Consider the following 24,700-nt stretch of genomic DNA (forward strand, 5'->3'; position numbering starts at 1 on the left):
GCAAAGGTAAATCTTTGAGGTTGCCCATTGTTTACTCGATTTCCTCTGAAGCAGAGTTTTCCGGTAACATCTCGCAGTGACAGAGCCTGCCGATGCAGGCATCTGTGCAGTTATTTCGTCTTTTTCACACGAGTATGGGAGGTAGTGTGGTGCGCATGGAAGCAATAGAGGAAGGTTTCAAGTTAGTGGCCGAGGCCAAGTTCCGTAACAAGTCTGCTCTGGATAGAGCCAGAAAAATCTGGTCGGGGAACAATGTGAAGCCTTGCCTGGATAAGTTTGTTTTTCTATTGAAAACGACTGATTGGAGCAATCAAGCTGAAGCCGAATTGTGTGCCAAGGTTGCCGTTGCCCTGTGTTCATCAAAAATATCCATTGCTTCAAGCATCATCTCTGCCAAATCCCCCGAGATTATCGCCGTTACCAATACTCTCCTGGACCGAGGGGAGTGTGAGCTTATCGCTGATCCCAAATCTAACTTCAGCTCGGTAGAGCTGGCCCTAACCCTGTGCCAGCTTTATTTCTATCATAGCTATGCTGACCCACAGACCCGCGCCTCGATAGCTCCGACTGTAGTAAAAATGCTGGAGTTGTACCCTAACCTTGATTGTTCCCTGGCGCTGGGGTGTATCTCCTGTCATCCGCAAGCCGAGAGCCTTTATGCGAGGGTGATATATGCCTGTATGCTCAATCGTGACATCTATCAGCATTGTCCTGCAATAGCCGATATTGCCGGAGATATGCTGGCGGCCGGTGAATACAAAGGCTTTTTGTATAAGCACTCTTTGAAAGTCTTTGAGAAAGTTATCTCCTTCAAAGAGAGCTGGGATGCATCTGAACTCGGCTACCTTATTGAAAGTTTGCTCCTTGAGCCTCTTGATTTGGAAATGCGCAGCCAGGCAGAGTTAATCGAATCGAATCATAGGCTTGCCAAGGTGTTAAAGAACAAGTCGGATAAAAAATATTATAAGCAACAGGCCGAGTATATTGAGCATCATTATCCGGAGTTTATTAGCCTCAATCGCCAGGAGGCTGTTCGCAAGTTGGCTGTGTCCAGGAAGTTTTATGATTTTGCTTGCCGCGTTGCCGGGCAATATGCTGCCATCAATGACAAGGCCAGACAGCTGTCTGAGCTACTGCTCGAGGCCAATCGCTTTGCCAAAGGCCCGAAAAAGTTTGCCCCCGCGTCAACTGTGGTGAATAGTTTTAAAGATTTCGGGTTGAAGTTGCTGGTTATTGAAGAACTTATGTATAGACAAGACTCGCTTTCGCCCAAGTTTTCATTGGCGGAGTTTGCCGCAGAGTATTGTGGTGGCGAAATTGAGCGCAATGATGCCGGGGAGATACCACAGGTGATAGATTTTTATCAGGCGCTGGATATTGCCGATACGGAACTGGCAAAGGTAACCGAGCTCTATCAGGACGATGGTTTATCCGGTGGGGCTGAGGTCTATTACAATATCAATCCTTATTGGGATCCCGGATGCGGCGACAGCATATTGGCGGTGAAGGATATCGCGGCTGAAGACTTAAGCCTGCTTCCCAATCTTAAATTGATCACCACTACTGACCTTAACAACCTGAGCGCAGGTTTTATTGCGGCAGCCGAAAAACACGGCATTAAAGTTGTCGAAGAGTGGAGTTAAGCCGTTTGGGGATGGCACAACCTGGCTTGGTTTCAGCATAGGTTGTGCCAAGGTCAATTAACCACTGACAGGCGGAAAATCCAAAATAGCGGTGGCGACATTGAAGTAGACGATGACACCTATGATATCGGCTATCGAAGTCACCAGCGGCGCGCTGGCCGAGGCCGGATCCAACTTGAACTTACTTAGCAAGAAGGGCAGGGACATACCTATCAGGCTGCCGATAATCACCACAAGTTGCATAGTCAGAGCGACCACCAGGGCGATATCACCGCCGCGCCAATAACCCAGGGTAAATACCGCAATGGCCATGGTGGCACCCAGCAAGCCGGCGACAAACAGCTCTTTGGCCAGTAGCGACAGCCAGTCTTTGAGGACGACCTCCCCGGTGGCCAGCGCCCTGACCATCAAGGTGGCAGACTGCGAACCGGCGTTGCCACTGCTGCCGATGAGCAGTGGCAAGAAGAACACCAGGGCAACATAGGCTGTGATGGTATCTTCAAAGTAGGCGATCCCTGTGCCGGAAAACACATTACCGAACACCAGCAACACCAGCCAAAAGACTCGCTTACGATAGAGCATGCCAATACTGGCTTCCTTGAAAGAGCATGCCAACTGCCCCACGGCACCGTGTTTGCTGAATTCGGCATCGGCCTGGGCACTGGCCACATCCATGGCATCATCATAAGTGACTATGCCAACCAGTTGGTCGTTGCCGTTGACCACGGGCAGCGCCAGCAGATCATAGTGGGCTATCATCTGCGCCGCTTCTTCTTTGAAGGCTTCCGCTTCTATGGCTATGGTCTGCTCTTTCATAAAGTCTTTCACCAACGCCTTGGGCGGCGCGATGATGAGCTGACGCAGCGACACATTGCCTATCAGGCGTCCGTGCTCATCCACCACATAGGTCTGGTAGATGGTTTCCAGATCCGCTGCCACTTTCCTCAGGCTGTCTATGGCCTCTTCTGCGGTTTGATTGACCCGCAGCAGGGCATAGTCAGAGGTCATAATGGAGCCGACCTTGGAGTCATCATAGGCCGCCAGGGTACGCATGTCCTCGCGCTCCGCCTTGGCCAGTGTCGGCAGCAGCAGGGCCTGCTGCTCAATCTCCAACTCGTTGTAGAGGTCGGCGCGTTCGTCCGCCGCCATCTCCATGATAATTTTCCCAAGGGTTTGATGATCCAGTGCTTCCGCCAGCAGCTTTTGCTGCTGATGGGACAGATATCGCAGCAGCGCCGCCGCGGTTTTGGGCTGGCACAGGGTCAGTATTGAGGCCGTTTGCTGGCTGTCGAAAGCTGGCAGCACGGCGGCTATGTCCGCCGGGTGCAGCTCGGATGCCAGCATCTGCATCGCCTTGGCGTCTTTGTTGGCCAGAATAAGGTGCAGGTTGAGTATGATGTTGTTGCTGTTCATAGGTCATTCTCCCAATGAGCTATCAAGAAAAGAAAAATTGTATGCCGGCGCCAAATTGGCGGGCGCCACCGCCATACTGATTGCCATAACCCAATTGCCACTGCCAATGGGCGCTGGGTTGGTTTTGCCAGAGTAGCTGGTAGCCATAGTCGCCTTGGCCCAGATACTGGTTTTCAAACAGCAGGGTTTGCTGCTGAACTTTGAAGCCGGCTCCCAGGCCAAAAATCATCGCCGGGCCTTCACCCGACTCCAGGCTCAGCCCTAAGTTGTTGCGCACAAAGAAGCCTTGGGTGGCAATCGGCAGATCGGTACTGACCAGGGCGTGACCCTGCCAGCCATCTCTGTGATGACGCCCCAGCTCCAGCTCCAGTGCCAGAGCCTGAGATAAGCCGTTTGTGGCCAGCGGTTGTTTGTAACCGAGTTGCCAGCCGCGGCTCTCATGCCTGTCCCAGGGGGCATCCCGGTTGTCTGTTTGCAGTTCCAGCGCCAACTCGCCGCCAAAGACGGCTTGGTTGAGCCCCAGGGCAAAGCCGTTGTTGCCCGCTTGTCGTTGCCAGTCGACAGCGAGCTCTGTGGCAGCGGCAATATCGGGATCTTCCAGTAACTGAATGCCGGCATGCAGTTGTCCATGCCAGAGCAGGCCGCCCAGCAGCAGCGCATTGGTATATCTGAGTTTCATGTTTGTTCCTCCTGTGTGGGGGAACACTCAAGGTCGTAGATGGGGCAGCAAGGCTACCCGAAGCAAACCTGTGTTGGTGCAAGCGCATTAAGCTGACAGCCACAGGGGATCGCTGCGGCATGCTCGCGCATGCAAAGCTCAAAAGGTTTTAATGGGGAGTAACGGAAAAGGGATTCTTTACTACGCTACTGCCAGGCCTGGCAGTAGTTTGCGAAGCTGCAGACTAGTGCCGGGCAAATAATCCTGTCTGACTGACAGGGCATCTACTGTCACCTATGTGTGTGTCCACAGTGGGTCTCCGTATGGTTAATTCAGCGGCGATTGTATGGTCGAAACCAAACAAGTCAAGCGGGAGATTGAAAAAGCCTGCCAAACAGGGTTTTTGAGTCACAAATAGCGGCGGTATGTTGTTTATTTGTTGGGTTATTGGAGTGGAATGGGTAGCCGTAAGGTTGTTTTTGGGGCGCTATTGGACAAATCCCAGCAGCGGCTTAATATCAACACTATCACTCAGCAGAGTTACCGGAGCCGCAACGCTTTTCATGTCTTCCAATATCCGCATCGCCAGCCTGAATCTGTTCAACTTTGCCATGCCGCCGCTGGCGTTTCATGAGTTCAACAACATCTATACCCAAGGACAGTGGCAACAAAAGTGCGACTGGATAGCCCGCTGGCTGCAGCAGGCGCAGCCAGATCTGGTGGGCTGGCAGGAGGTATTCAGCCCCGAGCCGCTACGCGAATTGTGTCAGGCTGCCGGTCTTGCCCATTTTGCGCTGGTGGATTCGCCGGTCATAGAAGGCTTTGTTGCCCGCAAGAGTGTGGTGGCTCTGGCAAGCCGTTTTCCGATTGTTTCCTTGGCGGCGGTAGCGCTGGATGCCGAACTGGCATTTTCACTGGGACTCAAGGATGAGTTTCAAAGCAGTCGTCAGATACTGAGAGCCACCTTGATGCTGCCTGGGATCGGCCACTGTGATACCTATGTGGTGCATTTCAAATCACCTCGCAACAAGTTGCCCAAGGGCGCGGTCGAGTTGCAAGGTGCCGCCGGGCTGCTTGCCGAGAGTGCGCTGGGACGGTGGTCAGCTGCTTTGCAGCGTGGCAGTGAGGCCATGTTGTTGTATCAGGCGATACTCAAGCGGCGCCGGCAAAGCGACAACGCTGTGGTGCTGATGGGGGATTTCAACGCCGGCATAGATTCCAGTGAACTCAAGGGCCTATTGGTGGGCGCCGGACAGCTCTACAACGGGGATATTCGCGCTGCAGGCCTTCACGGCCTGCCTGATGAAAGGTTGAAACTGCAACTGGCACATTTTCAGCTGCTTGACGCCTGGCAGCTCTGGCTAGAAGTCTCTGAGCAAACTGGCGATCAAGTGACAGCTACTCGCCCCGTGACCCATTTTCACGGCTCTCAAGGCAGTGTGGTCGACTATCTGTTGTTGAGTCAGGAGTTTGATGCCCGTAGCCAGCATAGCCTGGCAGAAGTGGTGGATTATCGGGTCTATGACAAACATCTGCTGCGGCCGCAGTTTGAGCAGGATGCACAGGCGAGCGACCATACACCAATACTGGCAGAAGTCCGTTTACGCCATCCTTGACGTTGCACTCAGGTGGGCTAATCAAACGGCCAAAAGTCCCAAAAACGCGCGAAAAAGTTGTCGAAAACTCCTGTGGTGAGCCGACTTTTAGGCTATTATTCGCCCCTTGAAAAGTCAGTCGGGTCATCAGGACCCGGTTGCCGACACTCCAGACAGGCGCATCATGGTACTCAAAATCAAACTTAGACCCGGCCGGGAAAAATCCCTGCTGCGGCATCACCCCTGGGTCTTTTCCAGCGGTATTCACAATATCAAAGGCAAACCACAAATGGGCGAAACGGTTGAAGTTGTTGCCCATGATGGCCGCTGGCTGGGGCGGGGCTCATGGTCGCCGGAGTCGCAGATCCAGGTGCGGGTTTGGAGCTTTAATCGCGATGAAGAGATAGACAGGGAGTTCTTCAAACGCCGCATAGTGCGGGCCCAAAAGGGGCGTGATGCCCTGATTGCCGAGAAGGGGCTCACAGGTTATCGCCTTATTGCCGCCGAGTCGGACGGTTTGCCCGGGATCACCATAGACAAGTATGCCAATGTGCTTGTGTGTCAGTTGCTGTCGGCCGGCGCCGACTATTGGCGCGATACATTGGTCTCTGTGCTCTCTGAGCTCTACCCGGACTGCGCCATCTACGAGCGCTCCGATGTCGAGTCACGTAAAAAAGAGGGCCTGGAGCTGGTTACCGGCCTGCTGCATGGCGAATTGCCGGCCATGCCTGTGGTGATAGAGGAAAACGGTATCAAGATCGCCGTGGATGTGACCAAGGGTCACAAGACGGGTTTCTATCTGGATCAGCGTGACAACCGTGCCATGGCTGCCCGTTTCGTCAAGGGTAAGTCTGTGCTCAACTGCTTCTGTTATACAGGCACTTTTGGCCTCTATGCCGCCAAGGGCGGCGCCGCCAGTATTGAGAATGTCGATGTTTCCAAGCTGGCGCTGGACACGGCGAAGCAGAACATGGCACTCAATCAACTGGACGACAGCCATGTGCATTACCATGAGGCCGACGTCTTCAAGCTGCTCAGACAATATCGCGATGAAGGGCGTAAGTTTGATGTCATAGTGCTGGATCCGCCCAAGTTTGCCGATAACAAGGCGCAACTCAACGGTGCCTGCCGCGGTTATAAAGATATCAATATGATCGCCATGCAGCTGTTGCAGCCGGGCGGCACTCTGTTGACTTTCTCCTGCTCGGGGCTGATGCAGGCGGATCTGTTCCAGAAGATAGTGGCCGATGCGGCGTTGGATGCAAAGCGTGAGTTGCAGTTTATCGAGCGCCTGTCACAGGCTTCGGATCACCCCATAGGTGGCGCTTTCCCGGAAGGCTTTTATCTCAAAGGTTTGGTGGCCAGAGTCTGGTAACTCAGGCCACTTTGATTAACCAGGCATGATCAACAAAGAACAAAGGGGGCCTGGCTCCCTTTTTTGTTCCTAATCTTTTTCAACCACCGCTATCTGTGCTGTTGCCGTCTTGGGTTAACCCCTGGCGCCCTTTACTCTATGGGGAAAAGTAACTGATGTCTTCCAAGTGAAATCAAGCATACTGGCGCCCTTTACTCTATGGGGAAAAGGGGCTTAAATGCGGCAAGGTCTATTAAGTAAACAGGAACATAGGATGTTTAAGAAACTGCTTGCCGCAATTGGCGTTGGTGGTGCCAGTGTAGATACCCGCTTGCTCAATGCCAGCCTGCAACCCGGGCAAACCTTTGAAGCCAGAATCGTGCTCAAAGGCGGCGAGGTAAGCCAAAGTATTGCCGGCCTGGAGCTGGCCCTAATGACCCGGGTTAAAGTCAGTGATGGCGACAGCAGCCACTTTATCAATCATTGCCTGGCCAGCTGGCGCATCAGCGAGGGCTTTGAACTTCAGGCCGGAGAGGTGAGAGAACTGCCTTTCATCGGTCAGTTGCATCCTGAGACCCCATTTACCGAGTTGCCTGTGCGTAACAATCAATGCCGGGTCTGGCTGCAAACCGGGCTGGCGATAGATTACGCCATAGATCCGGGCGATCAGGATCTGCTGCAGATCCAGCCTACCCAGCTGTTGCTGCACCTGCTGCAGGCCATGGAGGAGCTGGGCTTTGTCCTTAAAAAAGCCGATGTCGAGCAAGGCTATATCAACACCTCTGGGTTTCGCAGTGGTTCAGGCTGCTATCAAGAGTTGGAGTTTGTACCCGCAGGGCTTGGGATCCGCCTTTTGCGTGAAGTGGAGCTCACCCTGGTACCGGCCGGAAAGCAAACCCATATCTTGCTGGAGCTGGACCGGGCCTTTCGCGGCGATGGCTATCTGAGTCTGACCTTGGATAATCAGGCCGATTATCCCCAGGTGTTGGCCGCGTTGCAGCCTCATCTGGTTTGAGTCGACTGGCTTGAGCCTGGCGTGAGTCATCCCCATATCTCACAATGTGCGGCGATAACGCCGCTTGAGAGGAGAGTTCTATGTTGATTGCTTGTCCCCAGTGCGCTGGAATGAACCGGGTGCCGGAAGAACGGCTGTCTCAAGGCCCTAAGTGCGGTCACTGTAAGCAGCCTTTATTTCAGGGCAAACCCTTTGAGCTGACCGGCGCCAACTTTGCCAACCATGCCCACAAGTCAGAGCTGCCGTTGGTGGTGGATTTCTGGGCCAGCTGGTGTGGCCCCTGCAAACAGTTTGCCCCCATATTCGAGCAGAGTGCCGCCGAGCTGGAGCCGGAGTTTCGTTTCGGCAAGCTGGATACCGAGGCTCAGCAAGCGCTGGCGGCTCAGTATGGGATCCGCTCCATTCCGACCATAATGCTGTTCAAAAATGGCCGCGTGATAGCCCAACAGGCCGGTGCCATGCCCAAACAGGCATTCCAGCAATGGCTCAAGAGCCAGCCAATTTGAGGCTGGATAACAGCAAAGCTCTGGTGGTGCTGGTTCATGGCTTCAACAAAGATGAGCGCGACATGGAGTTTCTGGCCCAAGGCTTGGCCCGGCAATACAGTATCCTGTGCCCCAGATTGCCCACCCGTTTCGGCTCACTGCAACAAGCGGTAGCGACATTGCGCCAGGCGCTGGATAAGCAGAATTGGCAGCAGTATCCCAGGGTGCACTTTGTGGCTCACAGTATGGGAGGCTTAATCGTCCGGCAACTGCTGGCAGAGCAGCCGCCCGACAATTTGGGCCACAGTGTGTTTATTGCCACGCCCCATGATGGTTCACCACTGGCGAGCCTGGCCGATAAGCTTCCGGGATATTCCAGGCTATTTCAGCCGCTGCAATCTCTGCTGCCGGGGCAGCGCTGGGCAAGTTGGCGCGAGGATAGTCAGGCTCATCTTGGGATCATCGCCGGCAGTGGGACTCAGGATCCCTTGGGTACCTTGATTGACGGCGAGTCCGATGGCCGGGTATCCCTGGCGTCCACCCGTTGTGATGATGCTAATGATTGGATGGTGTTGCCCCTGTGCCATAAGGCCATACATTGGCATCAGGATACGCTGGCGGCGGTACAGGGTTTTCTTGAGCGCGGCCGCTTCGGCGCTGACTAACGGGCATTGGTAATCGGCACTGGTTAAGGGCTCTGGTTAATAGGCACTGGCTAAAGAAAAGTGCCACTGAGTCTCCCGGGTGTTCCGGATAAGCTTACAGATTGTCATTCCGGACCGGGTTCGCACCTTGCAAAATACTCAATTATTATTCACAGAGGGTTTCCAGGCTCACTCAGTTTGGGGGAGCTTATTTATCAGGAGCGAATTTGGCCGCGAAAAAAGGATGGTTGAGGCGACTGACAGCCTGGTTGATAAAACTGCTGTTGGGGCTGGTGATACTGTCCCTGCTGATGGTGATTACCCTTAAGTTTGTTAACCCACCGCTGTGGAGTTGGCGTATTGAACGCTATTGGTTTCCGCCTGCGCCGGTCAAACAGGTACAACATCAGGTGCAACATCAATGGCAGCCGCTGACTAAGATATCTGCCAATATGCAACTGGCGGTGATCGCCAGTGAAGATCAGCGTTTTGCCCTTCATTCCGGTTTTGATCTCAAGGCGATTCAGAATGCCATAGAGGAAAAGCTCCAGGGGGAGCGTCTCAGAGGCGCCAGCACCTTGAGCCAGCAAACCGCCAAGAACCTGTTTATGTGGTCTTCGCGCAGCTTTATTCGCAAGGGGGCCGAAGCTTGGTTCACCCTGCTTCTGGAGCTGGTGTTGGATAAGCCCAGGATCCTTGAGTTGTATCTGAATATTGTCGAATTCGGCCCGGGGATCTACGGCGTCGAAGCGGCGGCGCAGCACTACTTTCATAAGAGCGCCGCCCAGTTGTCGTCCCGCGAGGCAGCCTTGCTGGCCGCCTTGTTGCCCAATCCCTGGCAATATCAAATCAATCCCCCCAGCGCTTACATGAACCGCCGCGCCGACTGGATCCAGCAACAGATGCGGCAACTGGGAAGCGGAACCCTGAAGCAATTGCAATAAAAAAGCCCGCTGGTCAAACGGGCAAACCTGCAAAGGGAGAACAGGTCTAAAAGTTGTATTGCACTCCTATGGCTGCGCCGTCATCTTCTGAGTCGGCCATGCCGGCGAGGCTGGAATGGATCTCACTGCAGTCTTTCCGAGCCTCCAGGAATAGGGTCACACTGCGGTCCAGCTGATAATGCAATCCGGCAAATACGAACTGCCGCTTGAATTCATCGCCGCCATAGGCGCTGGCATATTCGGCACCGGCATCGAGCATGTTGTAGGAGATGAATGGACGCAGGCCATTGATAAATTGATAGGATATCCAAGTTTCCACACCTTGGGATTTTGGCAACATGCGCCCCAAGTTATCGGTATCGTGCCAGGCGTTGTGATTGTAGTTGGCTGCTGCAAACAGGCCGTCACAGCCAAAGCAACCATAGCTGACTCCCATGCCATAGATGTAATCTGTCTCTTGTTGCTGCCGTTGGCCGGTACGTATGATATCTATATCACCCGTGTTGCCACCCAAGGTGAGTTTCCAACCTCCGCCCAGCTGGTAGCCAAGGGCAACTCCGTAGGTGTTGTACATTCGCACTTGAGTGTCATGGAATGAGTCATTCAACATGGAACCCGGAGGGAAAGGATTTATTGGGTCACCACTGGCCTTGAGTTTGGTTAATTCATCTTTAATTTGTGCCTGAACAGCCAACTCGAATGCTCCCCAGCTGTTGCGGTATTGCATGATTTTGTCACCGCGGCCGACACCATTGATTGCGCCATCGCCTTTGTTATAGCTGAATACTCCGGCAGCGTTGCCATCCCACACCATGCCTTGGTTGGTGGCACCGACAACGTCGTACCATACCCCCCATTGCTTACCGAAGGAGAGGCGGCCATAGTTTTCATGGCTGAAGCCGACATAACCCAATCTATTACTGAGAAAATCGTCACTTTCGGCATGTAAGGCACTGTCGCTGCTGTATACCAAATCGGTTTTGCCAACGGCGTTGACGCCCCATTCGAATAGGGTGTCTATGACCCAGCCGTTATTGAGCTTATGGTCGAAGCCGAAGCGTACTCTGGAGCCGGCATTGGCCATCTCGGTTTTTCCCTGGGTGTTGATCACATGCAGTTGCAACCTACCGCCTACAATCACCTGGTTATTCTCATCGCCATAGATTTCGACGGCACTGGCCGTAAAACTTGCCAATATTGATATGACCAATAAGGCTATGGGTTTAATTGCCGGACTTGAACCTTTCATCTTGTTTTTGTTTCACTCTCACTATTTTTATCCGGATTTTATTGAGGCTTTTTCTTTTTGAAAGTGGTTTGTTCTGGCTCTTGTGGAATTAACACTTGTTGCCGAGTTCTGTGGCTAAATTATTGATGGGTTTTAATCTACGTTGATAATGGTTGTTTTTCTCTAACCTTTTAATTATCGGTATTTTGTATTTTCCTTTGAGTAGGTTTTTACACTTAAGTGAAAAGTGGAATATAAAGCATGATTAATTTTTGTGTTTAATCCGTTTTCGCTTTTCGGTTTTTTGTTGTTTTTTGGTGGTATGGCTTGTTTTCAGGTTGCAGTTGTTGGCTTTTGTGATTGGTTTTGTGTTTTGAATTGTTGCTATATATTTTGTTTTTTTATTGCTAATAAGAAGATTGTTTGTTTTTTGAACTTACTCTTATCAAGCTTGATCGATAACACTATGAATAGATTTAATAATCTATTATTAATTAATATTCATGAATTTGCTTGAATTCACTGTTGTACTATTGCCGATCACATTGTTTTTAACTTATTCAAGATTATTAAAATCACAACACACTCATATTCAGTTTCTACTGAATTAAATTTTGAGTGGCTAAAAATAAAACAGCGTTAGGTGGATGCTATGGAATATGTAAATTTTTTTGTAGGTATGTTGGCCATTCTTGGCTTGGCACTATTGGCTAACCTTAATAACTGGCGCCAGATAAAAATCCGCTACGTGATACAACTGCTGCTGGTGGAATTGTTGCTGGCTTGGTTCCTGTTGAACTCTTCTGTTGGGGTGACAATAGTGGGAGCCTTTGCCGCCGCCTTCTCCAAGTTACTGGAGTTTGCCAAGCAAGGGACGGATTTTGTATTTGGCAGTGTGACCAATGAGGGGGGATTTACCTTTTTCTTCATGGTGCTGATGCCGATTATTTTCATTTCTGCCTTGATAGGTATATTGCAGTACTTGAGAGTCCTGCCCTTGATCATCAAGGGGATAGGTATCTGTCTCAGTAAGATTAACGGTATGGGAAAGTTGGAGTCATTCAATGCCGTGAGCTCCATGATTGTGGGCCAGTCAGAGAACTTCATTGCCATCAAGAACCTGGTTCCCCACATGACAGACAAGCAGATGTACACCCTATCTGCCACAGCCATGTCCACAGTATCCATGTCGATTGTCGGTTCCTATATGCAGCTTATAGAGCCGCGTTTTGTGGTGACCGCCTTAATACTGAATATGTTCAGTACCTTTGTGGTGCTCAATATTATTAACCCCTATGAAGTGGATAATTCGACCACAGACCAACTGATGAGTGCCGATAAAAAGAGTAGTGGCAAGGTCAGTTTCTTCGAGATGCTGGGGGAATATATCATTGCCGGTTTTACCGTTGCCGTCATAGTCGCGGCTATGTTGATTGGCTTTATCGCCCTGATTGCCTTGGTCAACTATCTGTTTGAGGTGGTGTTCGGTATCAATTTCCAACAGGTATTGGGCTATGTGTTTTATCCCTTGGCCTGGTTGATAGGTATTCCTGCCAGCGAAGCGATGAAAGCGGGCAGTATCATGGCCACCAAGTTGGTAACCAATGAGTTTGTCGCCATGATAGATATGAGCAAAATGGTCAAAGAGGGGGCCTTGTCGGCTCATACCACGGGAGTGTTGTCGGTGTTCCTGGTGTCTTTTGCCAACTTCAGTTCAATTGGAATGATCGCCGGCGCGGTGAAGGCGCTCAGCCCCGAAAAAGGTGCTGTAGTATCCCGCTACGGTCTCAAACTGGTTTACGGGGCGACTCTGGTGAGCTTATTGTCGGCGGTTATTGCAGGCATCATGCTCTAAGCAGTGGGGAGCCGAGGCTCCCCCGGTTTTTTTCAAACCGAGTCAGCGGCAGCCGGTAAGCTCTCTAGCGCCCCTGGCGTGTCGGCGCATATGCGATTGCGGCCACTGTTTTTGGCTTGGTATAGCGCGCGGTCGGCTCGTTTTACGGCCGCTTCTATCGATTCTGTTGCAATTTCAACCTCGGCGATGCCCAAGCTTATGGTGCAACTTATCTTGTCTCCCGTGTCGGCGGTTAGCTGCATCGCTTCGACATTGAGGCGCAGCTGCTCGGCTCGCTGCAAGGCTTGGTTTAGTGGGGCTCCCGGCAGCAAGATCACGAACTCTTCACCGCCGAAGCGGGCCGCCATCTCGGCTCCTTGGCAGTGTTGCTTCAATAATTTGGCCAGGGCGACTATCACCCTGTCGCCCAAGTGGTGACCAAAGTTATCGTTGATCTGCTTGAAACTGTCTATATCCAGAATAAGCACAGAGATAGCTTCGCCATTGCGGCCGGCCAGCTTAAGTTGATAGTCGGCCTCAGAATAGAAATAGCGCCGGTTATAGAGTTTGGTCAGAGGGTCTGTGGCCGCCTGGCGCTTGAGCTCTTCCTGCGAGGCGCGGATATCTTCAAGAATTTTGATCCTGTAGGAGATGATAAACGCCAGGGTCAGGGCTTCCAGCATAATGCCTATGCCGACTCCGTGGCTGCTGAGATAGCTCGGAGAGATCAAGCCCTTGTAGAAGAGCACGGCTATGCCGTTGAAGATCACGAAGAAGCTGTGGCCCACCAGAAAGTACTTCACCAGTGGATTGCCCTTGCGATATAGGGAGATACTCACAGAGAAGGTCACCAACATCATGAGTGCTGCCAGGCTACTGGCGGGTTTGAGTGCTGCTGAGATATCAAATAAGCCCCAGAACAGGGTCGCCAGCAGTAACAGCAACATCAGCTGCAACGCCTTGTGCTCTGTGGGGTAGAGCTGCCTGGTCTCGAAGATGGCCGTCATAAACAGCAGCAGGAAAATCGGCATGGTGATCAGCGACAGATTGAGCATGAAGACGCTCGAGCCGTAGGCGTTGAACACGCTGGCAACTAAGCCATAGGAGAGGGCAATCCACACCAGACCCGAGATCAGATACAGCGAATAGTAGATGTTCTCTTTCTTACTGGTGGCGAAATAAAGCAGGCAGTTGTAGAACACCAGTGCCAGCAACATGCCCACCATAAGTGCAATATCATAGTGAGTGCTCACCAGGGCCCGCCGCGAGTTTTCCTCATCCATCAGTGTCATGGCAAACCATTGATGGGAGTAGGCGTGGCTACGAATATACAGGGTTGTTATCTGATCTGGGGCCAGCTTCAATGGGTAGACGACTGTACCCCGATACATGAGTGGGTTGTCGGCGGCCTGTTCGAGATCCAACTGCTCGTGTCGTTGCAGTTGTTGGCCGCTTTCTTCATAGATGTCGATTTGCTGCACATGGTAAGCATGGGGCAGGTGTAAAAACAGCGGCTTTTCCTGCGAGAGCTTATTGTGCAGTATCAGCTTGAACCAAGTGACCCTGGCATTGGTGCCCAAGGTGGTGACATTATTGGTTACGCCGAAAGGCTTCTGGCTTGCCTGCTCAAAACCGAGGCTCTTGCTGTCATCAACAAAATAGCCGATTTTGAATTCATCAAGCGCGACGTTGCTTTGTTCTATGTCAACAATGGGAAGCTTAACCTGCTCTAATGCAAATAGTTTTAGGCTGGTTAGCAGCAAAAACAAGCACAGCAACGCATATCTCAATTCCATTCAGGTATCCATCTTCCCTGGCGCCGGCATGTCCAGGCGCCTCTTTATTGCTCAATGGTACCCAAGGATAAAAAGTGTCGCCAGCAATACCATGCGACATGCGGTTTATCGCAGACAATTATTGACGTTGATCTTTCGGTGAATCCATTACCACCATGGTGGTGATGGATTTGACTTGAGGATATTCTCCGAGGACTTCGGCATGAAAACGTTTATAACTGCTGAGATCTTTGGTCTCGACCCGCAACAGGTATTCGTTGGCGCCTGTGATATTGTGGCACTCTACCACTTCCCTGGCGTAGCGGATATGCTCTTCAAAGCCCAACTGGGATTGTTTACTGTGACTGTTGAGGCCTATGGCGACGTAAGCAATAAAACCTATGTTCAGTTGGCTCTTGTCCAATACGGCCCGGTAGCCCTTGATCAGTTTTTTTCGCTCCAGTTCCTGTACCCGCCTCAGGGTGGCAGAGGGAGATAATCCCACTCGCTCGGCCAGCTCGACATTGGAGATCCGGCCATCACTCTGTAGCTCTTGCAATATTCTTTCGTCAAATCTATCCATGTTGATGTTTTGTTGCTTACTTTTCGCTTTAACAGCAAATATAAGCACAAAATTGCGTACCAATCCATCTAGTATTTGCTGACTGTTTATTTCAGGAGTAAAGCAAGAATGGAGCCTAATCTGCTATGGCCTTTGGTGATGTTTGCCTTTGTTTCAACCGTGACCCCAGGGCCCAACAACATCATGTTGATGACTTCAGGTGCCAATGTGGGTTTTATTCGCACCTTACCGCATATGCTGGGGATAGTACTTGGGTTCAGCCTGATGCTGTTGTTGGTGGGGATCGGCGTGACCGGCTTGTTTCAGGCCTATCCTTGGTTGCACCAGTTACTGAGTTTGCTCTGTATTGCTTACATGGTGTATCTGGCGCTGAAAATCGCCTTGAGTCGTCCGGGAAATACCAATGAAGGTTATCGCAGCATGACCTTTATCCAAGCGGCATTGTTTCAGTGGCTCAATCCCAAGGGGTGGTCCATGGCGCTGGCGGCGGTGAGTCTTTACAACCCGAGTGCCAGTTGGCAGCAGTTGTTGCTGATCTCTGTGATATTTGCCTTGGTCAATGTCCCGTCTGTCAGTATCTGGACCCTTATCGGCAAACAGTTGAGTCGCTGGCTGACGGCGCCCAACTACGCCCGTGGTTTTAACCTGTTGATGGGCGGTCTTTTGCTGGCATCCATAGTACCCATGCTCTGATGTTCGCTTTCCATGGCATTAATATGAAAGAAGGCGACCCTGAGTCGCCTTCTTGCTTGGATGCCGATTATCGGCGATTAACGTGGGCCCGGCTCGGCATAATGGGTCATCCAATCTTTGACCTGGTTATACCAATAGATGGAGTTGTTGGGCTTCATGATCCAGTGGTTCTCATCGGGGAAATAGATCATCCGCGATTCCACTCCACGGCTTTGCAGGGTGCGGAACAGCTCAAAACCTTGCCCCACGGGTACCCGGTAGTCCAGCTGACCATGGCTCACCAGCGTCGGGGTATTGAAACCTGCGGCAAAGTAATGGGGTGAAATCGACTGGTAGATTTCCGGGTTTTCCCAGTAGTGGCCGAAGCGGGTGCTGTGCACGGCGAAGTCGGAAGCCATCTGGGAGTACATGTCGTACACGGCGGCATGGATCAACAGCGCCTTGAACGGATGTTTCTGCCCGAGGATGATGGAGGTCAGATAGCCGCCGTAGCTGGCACCACCGGCCACCATGCGATCGCTGTCGATCCAGCTCTTTTGTTCAAACCAGTCGGCTGCCTTGAGGACATCATCCAGAGACTTGTTTTTCCAGTCCGGGTTGATGGCATCGGCAAAGTCCTGGCCGAAGCCGCTGGAACCGTGGAAATTAGGCCAGGCGGTGACATAACCCCAGGAAGCGAAGGTCTGGGCGTTCCAGCGATAGTGGAAACCATCGCTGATGGCGTTGTGTGGGCCGCCGTGTACCAGCATAAACAGCGGGTACTTCTTGCTGCGATCGAAACCCGGTGGGTAGTGCACCCACATCTGGATATCCTGGTTGTTGTAACCCTTGTAGGTCACAGACTCATAGCTGCCCAGATCCACATCCTTGAGCAGTTCGTCATTGAACTGCTCCAGCCTTTGGCCCTTGCCGTTCTTGGGATTGATCGCCAGCAGTCGCGCCGGATAAAGGAAGCTGTCATTGAGGGCAATCAGAGTACCTTTCTTGCCTATCTGCGGCTGACCATAGTTGGTGTCCTTGGTGATCGCCTTCACTTTGCCGCTCTTGGCATCGATATGATAGATACGGCTGGTGGCGGCATCATCAATGGCGGCGTAGAAGCCTTTACCATCCGGTGTCCAACTGAACTGAGACACAGATCTGTCCCAATTGGCGGTCAGGGTCTTGAGCTTACGGCTGTGGATATCCAGCAGCATCAGCCTGGAGGTGTCGGCATAGAAACCCGGGATCTTCTGGCGAGTGAAGGCCAGCGTCTTGCCGTCGGGGCTGAAGCTGGGGCGGCTATCGGGCGCTTCGTTGTCCGCTGTCAGGTTTTCTGCCTTGTCTGCGCCTATCTTGCCGAGGAAGATGTCCAGCTTGGGATCGACCCGGTTGTCGGAACCGTAGGCGTTGAAGGCGATCAGTTTCTCATCGGCAGACACATCATAGCTGCCGGCACTTTGACTCGAACGAGGCAGCTCATGGCCCAGTGTTTGAGTAATGGCTTCTATCTCGCCGCCCTTGGCAGGAATTCGGAACACATGCGCCTGACGACGTTCATCCAGCCAGTGATCGAACTGGGCATAGGGCAGGGCATTCCACTGCTTGGCCGAGGTCTTGTTGTCCTTGTCGGCTTTCAGCTGATCTTGCATCTGTTTCCAGTCCTGCCCGGGGAAGATGTTGCTGATGAAATAGAGATGTTTACCTACCCATTTGATGCCGTACACGCCGGTAGGCACTTCGGTCAGCCGCTGGGCTTCACCCGGGCCATTCATCGGCAGCAGATAGATCTGCCCGGCATCGTCTTCATTGCGCTGGCTGACAAAGGCCAGAGTGTTGCCGTCGGGAGAAAATACCGGGTTGCTCACCTTGAGTCCGGCGGCAGTCAGTGGGCGTTGATGTTTGCCATCGGCATCAAAGTACCAAAGTTGGGTCGACCCTTTGTCGGCCTTGACATCATACTCGGTCACGGGGGCGATGATATGCTCGCCGCCGGGCGATACTACCGGGCTGCCGATACGCTTGAGTTGCCACAATAGCTCAACCGACAAGGGCTTGCCCGGCTCTGCCCACGCCGATGCCAGTGGCATCAAGAGGCAGAGCAACAGAATTCCAACCTTCTTCACGGAAAGTCTCCTTTAGATACAGATAGTTATTATATTTGGCAGCGAAGGCTGCCTCGGGAGTATATCCCCGGATGATGAAAACAAGCTTATCCGGGCACGGCTTGATGGGATTATTTTGTGTAACTTTCTGTTATCGCTCGTACGGTATCGTGCGAAATTTGGCCGTTTTGTATGGGGGTAAGCCAGGCCATTTATAATCAGAGGCTATAAAGAATAATAACTTAATATTTTGTCGTGCTTAAACTAGCGCTTATTATGCGGTAGATTCTCTCTTCATATACCGTTTCCCGTATAAGGTTCCATATGTCTATTGCAGTTATCGCATCCATTGCGGTATTTCTCGGCGTTCTGTTTATTCTGTTTCACCAACAGCAAAAAGAGCACAAATTATCCCGTCTGGTGCTGATCGGTTTAATCCTCGGCAGTGCCTATGGTTTCCTGATGCAGTCTTACTTTGGCGTGGACAGCCCGGTCACTGCAGAGACGCTCAGTTGGATAGCCATAGTCGGTGGTGGCTATGTGGCCTTGCTGAAGATGGTGATCATGCCCTTGGTGTTGGTATCCATGGTCGCGGCAGTGGTCAAGTTGGATAAGGGAGGCTCGCTCGGCAAGATCTCCTCCCTGACCATATTTATTCTGATGGCGACCACGGCCGTAGCGGCTTTGATAGGTATTCTGGTCACTTCCATCTCAGGGATTTCTGCCGAGGGGCTGATAGCCGGTAGCCGGGAAACGGCGCAAATGGCGGTATTGGATACCAAGGCGGCTTCGATTGCCGATCTGACTGTACCGCAAATGCTGCTGAGCTTTATTCCGGTAAATCCTTTTGCCGATCTGGCCGGTACCCGTTCCACTTCCATCATTGCCGTGGTGATTTTCGGTATCCTCCTCGGGATAGCGGCCCGCAAGGTGATGCATGAGAAAGAGCAACTGGAATCCCCCATACGGACCTTTGTTGAAGGTGCGCAGGCGATTGTTATGCGCCTGGTGAAGATGATTATGGCGCTGACTCCTTATGGTATTGCCGCGCTGATGGCCAAGGTGGTCGCCTCTTCCAGCGCTGCCGATATGCTCAACCTGTTGGGCTTTATTCTGGCGTCTTACGTCGCCATCCTGCTGATGTTTGTTGTTCACGGCATGCTGGTGGCCATGGTGGGCGTTAGCCCTCTGGACTACTTCCGTAAAATTTGGCCCGTGCTGACCTTTGCCTTCTCGTCACGCAGTTCGGCGGCGACTATTCCGTTGAATGTCGAGGCTCAGGTGACCCAGTTGAATGTGCCGCCGGCCATTGCCAATCTGGCGGCCTCGTTCGGTGCCACTATCGGTCAGAACGGCTGCGCCGGTATCTATCCTGCCATGTTGGCTGTCATGGTGGCGCCCAGCATGGGCATAGATCCACTGGACTTGCATTTCATGCTGTCCTTGATTGCCATAGTGACCATCAGCTCCTTCGGGATAGCCGGTGTCGGTGGCGGTGCAACATTTGCGGCGCTGATCGTCCTGCCTGCCATGGGGCTGCCGGTGGCCATTGTGGCGCTGCTGATCTCCATCGAGCCGCTGATTGATATGGCGCGTACTGCCTTGAACGTATCCGGCTCCATGACCGCCGGTACCATGACCAGTCGGCTATTGAAGCAAACCACGGAAAACCAGACGGCCGAGCAGCAGTAAGTTGTCCCGGCTAACGGCTTGAGAAAAAGGATGCTGCGGCATCCTTTTTTAGATTGGCACAGGTAATGAAAATCTTACTTTAAAAGGAAATTAACCCGCATCCGCTTATGGAAATATCATTTAAGATTAATATCTTATAGCTAGATTTTTTTAATTATTTTCTTGGCATTCTCAAAAATTGAGTTGGAGATATGCTCTGGAAAGCCCTCCGGTAGATTCGCCCTTACTTGCGAGATTGCCTCAGGTAACGCACCTTTCATTTCATCCATTATTCTTTGCATCTTATCCTGACTAAAATTCACAGCTTTAGCAGTATCTAAAAAGTGACGAGGCAGGATTTTATTGATTTCATACTTCTTGCCTTTTGTGGCTTTTAATCCCATTGCGAGCTTAAGTTGTCTAATATTGAGTCCTTTTCCTCCAAGTAATGGGTAGGCCGACAGAATGTCGTAGAATGGAGTGAGTCGATAGCTACCTCCTCTATCAATATAGATAGAAAAGTTTTTAGCATGTCCATCCGTAGCCCCAATGATCCATTGAAATACCTGGAATCTCATGAAGTTATATTGATCTTCAAGTGCATTACTTGAGCCCATTAATAACTTCATGATCTGTGCTATGCCTGGGCCACCTTGAGATTCATATTTGATGGATGATGGCATACCAAACACCTGGCAAATATCTTCTTGAGGTAAGCGTAGCAAGCCTGCTCTGTCTTTTGTCCAGCGTCGATCAAATCGTTCTACAGCTAAAGCTTTAAGGTTGTCTGTTTTGATTATATTGACGCTGGGAACTGCGAATCCCAGCGCTTTAGCTAGCTCAATGCAAAGATATTCATTTTCTACGCTATCTTTGAGATCCAGGGTCGCGTTAGCTTGTGGTATTTCGCCTATTGGCAGCTTGATAATGTGAGTGGTTGGGGTGTTTCCTTTCGGTATACACCATTGTCCATCAATGAATAAGAGTGCGGTTTTTTCTTGAGCACCTGCCACTGAGATCCTAAAGTCTTCTTCCTCTTTGAGCATCCCGAGGGGAATATCAGACTTGTATGCAGAAAGAACGGCTTCTAGTTTCTTGTTATCCAATATTTCGTAGCTGAGTGGCTCTTTTTTATAGGGGTGTTCGGGAGGAAATAGTGCAATAGCACCAACACTATCCTTTCCAATTTCTTTCAAGAGATCAAATGGTTGTTTGGACGAGGCTTTGTACCTTGCAACGATCCTATCTCTGACTTGTGGGCTGTCTGGTAAGAGGTTGTCAAAATAGTTGATAACGGCATCGGAAGTGATAGTCGGTAATTGAAGCCTCAAAGACAATGACAGTGGGCGAGCTATTGCATTGGTTATCCAGTCCTTATCATATTGAAAAGTGTGAGCGCCGTTCTTATGCTTCGCCAAGGTGCCAACAAGTTCACCATTCATGTATGCTATTAGCTTTTGCATTACCAACTCTCATCATCATTTTCACTTGGTGAAGTCAGCTGTGTTTTTTCTTGGATACTCAGTGTTAGATCCATAGCTTGTACAAGCTTAAAGAAGGTAGAAAGCGTTGTTTTGTTGGGGTTGTTCTCGAAGTTCGAGATTGTTGCTTGCTTTATACCGACTTTTTTCGCCAACTCTGACTGAGTCCAGCCATTCTTTTGGCGTATCAGTAGCATCATATCTGCGAGTTGCTTTGGACTATATATCATTAGTTCCAGCCCTCAATGATTAGAGATGAATTTTAAAGTTATCTCATATCCCCACTAGAGGATTAGCTAGCATTTATCCCTTTGTTGGGATAAATGCTGCTTTATACCCACTGGGGTATAATTGACTAAATATCCGCTATTGAGGATATTTAGTCAATAGAAGTCAGAAGGAACAATGATATTGAGCTGAGTCATATACTGCTCTAAATAGCTGTTCCAAATAGTAGATCACAGGAAGGGAACTCAGTCCTGTTTGAGCGATCAGATCTATCGCCAAACAAACCCACCACTCGCCGAGGACTGAGAATGGCTATCTTAGCACCACTATGCCGCGCTGAGCGCAAGCGCATGCAAAAATTGATTCAAAAAACCAACGATAAGCACTTTGCCAGGCGTCTTATTGCGATGTTGATGTTGCATCAAGGGCTGCCGGTTACCCAAGTTCAGCACATCACCGGCGCAGCCCGCTCCAGCATAGGCCGATGGTTGGGCTGGTACACCCAATGTGGCATCGATGGACTGAAATCAGAGAAGCCGGGGCGGCCAACCATCTTGCCTATTAACCCGATATTGCTCTGTCTGTCACTGCTTATCCAGCTTTGTCCGGAAGACTTTGGTTACCAGCGTAGCCGCTGGAGCAGTGAGCTGCTTGCCAAGGTGATTAATGCACAGCTTAAGCTATGCGTAGCTGCATCAACCATTCGCCGCCTGTTACCCGAAGCAGGCATAGTCTGGCGCCGCTCAGCCCCGACGTTGCGCATTAAAGACCCATACAAAGCTGAGAAAATTGCCGCTATAAATCAGGCACTTGAACAGTGCAGTGCTGAGCACCCGGTATTCTATGAAGATGAAGTAGACATCGACCTCAACCCCAAAATCGGGGCGGACTGGATGCCCAAAGGGCAGCAAAAACGTGTTGTCACCCCGGGTAACAACCGCAAGCACTACTTGGCAGGAGCGCTACATACCAAGACAGGAAAAGTGCTTTATGTGAGCAGCGCCAGCAAGGCATCGGAGCTGTTTATTGCGGTGCTGGAAAAGCTCAAACGACATTACCGCAAAGCCAAAACTATCACGCTAATTCTGGATAATTACATCATTCACAAGAGCCGTAAAACACTGGCTTGGCTCAAGAGCAACCCCAAGTTCAGGTTGTTGTTTCAACCGGTATACTCACCTTGGGTCAACAAGATAGAGCGCTTATGGTTGGCACTACATGAAACGGTAACCCGTAATCACAGTTGCCGAAACATGCGGGAACTTCTTGGTAAGGTATGGCATTTTATGGAAACCGTTTCGCCTTTTCCCGGCAACGGACATGGCATCGCGAAAATGTAGCAGTATTCGGATCAGCTATTTAGCATCCTGTTTAGTTTTGAGCCGCACTCTCATCCCAAAGGACAACCCCCCAAAGGGGACAAGCTGGATTTTTGTTGTCTCAGGCGGTTACAATTCCGCCATCCTCGCTTATTGGAGCTCACGCCAAAATGAACAACTGACACCTGATCACCAATCTTTTTTACTTTTCCATTATTAGATTGGCAGGGTCGGTCGGCGTGTTCGCTCAAGTCTTTATTGTTGCAGTCAGTTGGTACTCATTCGCCATATCATGACTGCTTAAACCCGGATCGGATCTCGCCGTGCCTCCCTGTCTGCAGGAGGCAAGATGCAGGCATTTAATGCAAGACAAATCTCACTCTATACCCATGGCCTTGAACCATTGTTTGCCGATATCAGCTGTAGTCTGAGCGCTAGAATGACCGGCCTGATTGGTCGCAACGGCATAGGCAAGAGTTTGCTGGGCGAAATATTCTGCGGTTTGAGAGCGCCGGATAGCGGCACGGTTGAGCGCCGGGGCATTTGCGGTATATACCGGCAGCAGCAAGAACCCAAGCTGCTAACGGCCGCAGCAAGCCGGATTGATGGCCCCTCGTCCCAAGTGCCGACAATGCAAACCGGAAGCCGACTGAGCCAATGTCTGGGCTTGGCGACCAGATTACAGGCGCTGACACAAATAGAGCAGGGCTGTTGTGACAGTCATTGGTTTGAGCAGCTCAATGACGACTGGCAGGTGCGGCAAACCTTTTGCGAACTCTGCCGGGAGCTGGGGTTGCCGGCAGAGCCCGAGCTTGAGTTCGAACGCCTCAGTGGTGGCCAGCAGGCCAAGTTGAAACTGTGGCGTTTGTTTCAAAGCGAGGCCGACTGGTTGCTGCTCGATGAGCCTTCCAATCATTTGGACAGAGACGGCAGACAGTGGCTGCGGCAGCGGATGTCGGCATTTTCGGGGCAGATCCTGCTGATAAGCCACGACATAGATCTGCTGCGACAGATGGATGAAATCTGGGAGCTCAACAGCTTGGGGCTCGATTCCTATGGAGGCAACTATGACAGCTATTGGCATCAGCACACCCTGGCACAGCAAGCGCTTGAACGCAGGTTGGAGAATGTCGTCAAGGCCCGGCGTCAGGCAAGAAAGCAGGCGCAGTTGAGCCGGGAGCGGGCACAACAGAGGGCAGCCAAAGGGGAGAAATTGGCGCGCAGTGGCAGCCAGGCCAAGGTGTTGCTCGACCGTCAAAAAGAGCGGGCCGGTGCCAATGCGGCGGCCATGGCGACCCGGGAGCGGCAACATCAGCGACTGCTGGACTCTGAGCTTGCCGGGCTGAAACAGCAGTGTGAGCAAAGGCATAGGCAAAACCTGACTCTGGGGCGCGAAACCCTTGGCCAGCCAGTGGCGAAGCAGACGCTGGTACGGCTATTGGATGCTGTCTTGCCCTATGGCAGTCGAGAGCCTATCAATTTAACCCTCAGCAGTGGCGAGAAACTGCGTCTGGCGGGGTTCAATGGCAGTGGTAAGTCCAGCTTGCTTCGGGTCTTGCAGGCTAGGCTGGCATTGAGCTCTGGGCAAGTGCAACTCAATGGCCACAGTGTCTATCTGGATCAGCATTTCAGCTTACTCAAGCCAGAGTGGACATTGCTGGAAACCCTGCAGCGCTGTGCTCAAGTTGATAGCAGCCCGATTGATCATAACCAGGTGAATCCCAGCCTGATGGATGACAGTCAGCGCCGCACTCTGCTGGCCCAGATAGGCTTTCGCGCCGAGCAGGTGCACCGCACTGTGGCTTGTCTCAGCGGCGGTGAAAAGATGAAGCTGGCCATGCTTTATGTCAGTCATCAGCGGGGCAATCCCTTACTGCTGCTGGATGAGCCTGATAATCATCTGGATATTGAATCGAAAGCGCGTCTGGCCGCGGCACTGGCAGCATACCCGGGCGCTTTTATTCTGATCAGTCATGATGAGGAGTTTGTGGCGCAGACCGGCATTGAAGAAGCGCTTTCCCTGCCAAATAGCGGATCCTAGACTTTTTTAACC

The 24,700-nt window shown here is 51.5% G+C and carries 20 protein-coding genes; 12 read left to right on the forward strand and 8 right to left on the reverse strand.

What is annotated here, in order from left to right; all coding sequences use genetic code 11:
• The first annotated feature begins 155 nt into the window (after positions 1-155).
• Positions 156-1,643: a DUF6892 domain-containing protein gene (locus tag ACWAU4_RS03565; protein ID WP_208125502.1), complete on the forward strand. Its 1,488-nt coding sequence runs from the start codon at positions 156-158 to the stop codon at positions 1,641-1,643.
• Between the two features lie 57 nt (positions 1,644-1,700).
• Here ACWAU4_RS03565 and mgtE read toward each other — a convergent pair whose 3' ends face one another.
• Together mgtE and ACWAU4_RS03575 are read right to left on the reverse strand one after the other, a co-directional pair.
• Entirely contained in the window at positions 1,701-3,056 is a 1,356-nt protein-coding gene (mgtE, locus tag ACWAU4_RS03570) for a magnesium transporter (protein WP_096141966.1), read from the reverse strand.
• Between the two features lie 22 nt (positions 3,057-3,078).
• On the reverse strand, positions 3,079-3,735 hold the full coding sequence (locus ACWAU4_RS03575) for a hypothetical protein (protein ID WP_107005525.1): 657 nt from the start codon (positions 3,733-3,735) through the stop codon (positions 3,079-3,081).
• Positions 3,736-4,277: 542 nt separating this feature from the next.
• Here ACWAU4_RS03575 and ACWAU4_RS03580 point away from each other — a divergent pair.
• From ACWAU4_RS03580 to mtgA, 6 genes are all read left to right on the forward strand, one after another.
• The gene (locus ACWAU4_RS03580) at positions 4,278-5,330 is read left to right on the forward strand and encodes an endonuclease/exonuclease/phosphatase family protein (protein ID WP_208124179.1); all 1,053 of its coding nucleotides are present in this window, start codon (positions 4,278-4,280) and stop codon (positions 5,328-5,330) included.
• Positions 5,331-5,493: 163 nt separating this feature from the next.
• Positions 5,494-6,684 (forward strand): class I SAM-dependent rRNA methyltransferase, encoded by a 1,191-nt coding sequence (locus tag ACWAU4_RS03585; protein ID WP_144216899.1) that lies wholly within the window; start codon positions 5,494-5,496, stop codon positions 6,682-6,684.
• 253 nt (positions 6,685-6,937) lie between these two features.
• The gene (locus ACWAU4_RS03590; RefSeq protein WP_044733691.1) at positions 6,938-7,678 is read left to right on the forward strand and encodes a sporulation protein; all 741 of its coding nucleotides are present in this window, start codon (positions 6,938-6,940) and stop codon (positions 7,676-7,678) included.
• Positions 7,679-7,758: 80 nt separating this feature from the next.
• Positions 7,759-8,184 (forward strand): thioredoxin TrxC, encoded by a 426-nt coding sequence (gene trxC, locus ACWAU4_RS03595; RefSeq protein ID WP_028781103.1) that lies wholly within the window; start codon positions 7,759-7,761, stop codon positions 8,182-8,184.
• Complete coding sequence (locus ACWAU4_RS03600; protein WP_208125503.1) at positions 8,160-8,828, forward strand: lipase family alpha/beta hydrolase; 669 nt, start codon at positions 8,160-8,162, stop codon at positions 8,826-8,828. Before trxC ends, ACWAU4_RS03600 begins: the two co-directional genes overlap by 25 nt.
• Positions 8,829-9,034: 206 nt before the next feature.
• The gene (mtgA, locus tag ACWAU4_RS03605) at positions 9,035-9,751 is read left to right on the forward strand and encodes a monofunctional biosynthetic peptidoglycan transglycosylase (protein WP_037475400.1); all 717 of its coding nucleotides are present in this window, start codon (positions 9,035-9,037) and stop codon (positions 9,749-9,751) included.
• A gap of 46 nt (positions 9,752-9,797) precedes the next feature.
• On the opposite strand, the gene ACWAU4_RS03610 is transcribed toward mtgA, so the two are convergent.
• On the reverse strand, positions 9,798-11,000 hold the full coding sequence (locus tag ACWAU4_RS03610) for a porin (protein WP_045284007.1): 1,203 nt from the start codon (positions 10,998-11,000) through the stop codon (positions 9,798-9,800).
• A 631-nt stretch (positions 11,001-11,631) separates the two neighbouring features.
• On the opposite strand from ACWAU4_RS03610, the gene ACWAU4_RS03615 reads away from it, so the two are divergent.
• A complete protein-coding gene (locus ACWAU4_RS03615; protein WP_107005583.1) occupies positions 11,632-12,834 on the forward strand; it encodes a NupC/NupG family nucleoside CNT transporter in 1,203 nt (400 codons plus the stop codon).
• 32 nt (positions 12,835-12,866) lie between these two features.
• On the opposite strand, the gene ACWAU4_RS03620 is transcribed toward ACWAU4_RS03615, so the two are convergent.
• Positions 12,867-14,609 (reverse strand): sensor domain-containing diguanylate cyclase, encoded by a 1,743-nt coding sequence (locus ACWAU4_RS03620; RefSeq protein WP_208125504.1) that lies wholly within the window; start codon positions 14,607-14,609, stop codon positions 12,867-12,869.
• A gap of 118 nt (positions 14,610-14,727) precedes the next feature.
• Positions 14,728-15,171 (reverse strand): Lrp/AsnC family transcriptional regulator, encoded by a 444-nt coding sequence (locus ACWAU4_RS03625; protein ID WP_144158747.1) that lies wholly within the window; start codon positions 15,169-15,171, stop codon positions 14,728-14,730.
• Between the two features lie 108 nt (positions 15,172-15,279).
• Between ACWAU4_RS03625 and ACWAU4_RS03630 the strand changes: the two genes are divergently transcribed.
• Positions 15,280-15,864: a LysE family translocator gene (locus ACWAU4_RS03630; RefSeq protein ID WP_117200305.1), complete on the forward strand. Its 585-nt coding sequence runs from the start codon at positions 15,280-15,282 to the stop codon at positions 15,862-15,864.
• 77 nt (positions 15,865-15,941) lie between these two features.
• Here ACWAU4_RS03630 and ACWAU4_RS03635 read toward each other — a convergent pair whose 3' ends face one another.
• Complete coding sequence (locus tag ACWAU4_RS03635) at positions 15,942-17,969, reverse strand: S9 family peptidase (protein ID WP_071237209.1); 2,028 nt, start codon at positions 17,967-17,969, stop codon at positions 15,942-15,944.
• A 303-nt stretch (positions 17,970-18,272) separates the two neighbouring features.
• Between ACWAU4_RS03635 and ACWAU4_RS03640 the strand changes: the two genes are divergently transcribed.
• Positions 18,273-19,640: an L-cystine transporter gene (locus ACWAU4_RS03640; RefSeq protein ID WP_028781110.1), complete on the forward strand. Its 1,368-nt coding sequence runs from the start codon at positions 18,273-18,275 to the stop codon at positions 19,638-19,640.
• A gap of 140 nt (positions 19,641-19,780) precedes the next feature.
• On the opposite strand, the gene ACWAU4_RS03645 is transcribed toward ACWAU4_RS03640, so the two are convergent.
• The gene (locus ACWAU4_RS03645; RefSeq protein WP_208125505.1) at positions 19,781-21,082 is read right to left on the reverse strand and encodes a type II toxin-antitoxin system HipA family toxin; all 1,302 of its coding nucleotides are present in this window, start codon (positions 21,080-21,082) and stop codon (positions 19,781-19,783) included.
• The gene (hipB, locus tag ACWAU4_RS03650) at positions 21,082-21,330 is read right to left on the reverse strand and encodes a type II toxin-antitoxin system antitoxin HipB (protein ID WP_025011264.1); all 249 of its coding nucleotides are present in this window, start codon (positions 21,328-21,330) and stop codon (positions 21,082-21,084) included. The genes ACWAU4_RS03645 and hipB overlap by 1 nt, the downstream gene beginning before the upstream one ends.
• 306 nt (positions 21,331-21,636) lie before the next feature.
• Between hipB and ACWAU4_RS03655 the strand changes: the two genes are divergently transcribed.
• Positions 21,637-22,668, forward strand: a complete 1,032-nt coding sequence (locus ACWAU4_RS03655) for an IS630-like element ISSen5 family transposase (RefSeq protein WP_208124907.1) — start codon at positions 21,637-21,639, stop codon at positions 22,666-22,668.
• A gap of 328 nt (positions 22,669-22,996) precedes the next feature.
• Complete coding sequence (locus ACWAU4_RS03660) at positions 22,997-24,688, forward strand: ATP-binding cassette domain-containing protein (protein ID WP_208125506.1); 1,692 nt, start codon at positions 22,997-22,999, stop codon at positions 24,686-24,688.
• Positions 24,689-24,700: the final 12 nt, after the last annotated feature.

This window comes from Shewanella sp. FeAMO (assembly GCF_053653955.1).

Excerpts from the sequence above, each read along its gene's own strand:
- ACWAU4_RS03565 (WP_208125502.1), top strand. The coding sequence starts at position 156 with ATGGAAGCAATAGAGGAAGGTTTCAAGTTAGTGGCCGAGGCCAAGTTC.
- mgtE (WP_096141966.1), bottom strand. The coding sequence starts at position 3,056 with ATGAACAGCAACAACATCATACTCAACCTGCACCTTATTCTGGCCAAC.
- ACWAU4_RS03575 (WP_107005525.1), bottom strand. The coding sequence starts at position 3,735 with ATGAAACTCAGATATACCAATGCGCTGCTGCTGGGCGGCCTGCTCTGG.
- ACWAU4_RS03580 (WP_208124179.1), top strand. The coding sequence starts at position 4,278 with ATGTCTTCCAATATCCGCATCGCCAGCCTGAATCTGTTCAACTTTGCC.
- ACWAU4_RS03585 (WP_144216899.1), top strand. The coding sequence starts at position 5,494 with ATGGTACTCAAAATCAAACTTAGACCCGGCCGGGAAAAATCCCTGCTG.
- ACWAU4_RS03590 (WP_044733691.1), top strand. The coding sequence starts at position 6,938 with ATGTTTAAGAAACTGCTTGCCGCAATTGGCGTTGGTGGTGCCAGTGTA.
- trxC (WP_028781103.1), top strand. The coding sequence starts at position 7,759 with ATGTTGATTGCTTGTCCCCAGTGCGCTGGAATGAACCGGGTGCCGGAA.
- ACWAU4_RS03600 (WP_208125503.1), top strand. The coding sequence starts at position 8,160 with ATGGCTCAAGAGCCAGCCAATTTGAGGCTGGATAACAGCAAAGCTCTG.
- ACWAU4_RS03610 (WP_045284007.1), bottom strand. The coding sequence starts at position 11,000 with ATGAAAGGTTCAAGTCCGGCAATTAAACCCATAGCCTTATTGGTCATA.
- ACWAU4_RS03615 (WP_107005583.1), top strand. The coding sequence starts at position 11,632 with ATGGAATATGTAAATTTTTTTGTAGGTATGTTGGCCATTCTTGGCTTG.
- ACWAU4_RS03620 (WP_208125504.1), bottom strand. The coding sequence starts at position 14,609 with ATGGAATTGAGATATGCGTTGCTGTGCTTGTTTTTGCTGCTAACCAGC.
- ACWAU4_RS03625 (WP_144158747.1), bottom strand. The coding sequence starts at position 15,171 with ATGGATAGATTTGACGAAAGAATATTGCAAGAGCTACAGAGTGATGGC.
- ACWAU4_RS03630 (WP_117200305.1), top strand. The coding sequence starts at position 15,280 with ATGGAGCCTAATCTGCTATGGCCTTTGGTGATGTTTGCCTTTGTTTCA.
- ACWAU4_RS03640 (WP_028781110.1), top strand. The coding sequence starts at position 18,273 with ATGTCTATTGCAGTTATCGCATCCATTGCGGTATTTCTCGGCGTTCTG.
- ACWAU4_RS03645 (WP_208125505.1), bottom strand. The coding sequence starts at position 21,082 with ATGCAAAAGCTAATAGCATACATGAATGGTGAACTTGTTGGCACCTTG.
- hipB (WP_025011264.1), bottom strand. The coding sequence starts at position 21,330 with ATGATATATAGTCCAAAGCAACTCGCAGATATGATGCTACTGATACGC.
- ACWAU4_RS03655 (WP_208124907.1), top strand. The coding sequence starts at position 21,637 with ATGGCTATCTTAGCACCACTATGCCGCGCTGAGCGCAAGCGCATGCAA.
- ACWAU4_RS03660 (WP_208125506.1), top strand. The coding sequence starts at position 22,997 with ATGCAGGCATTTAATGCAAGACAAATCTCACTCTATACCCATGGCCTT.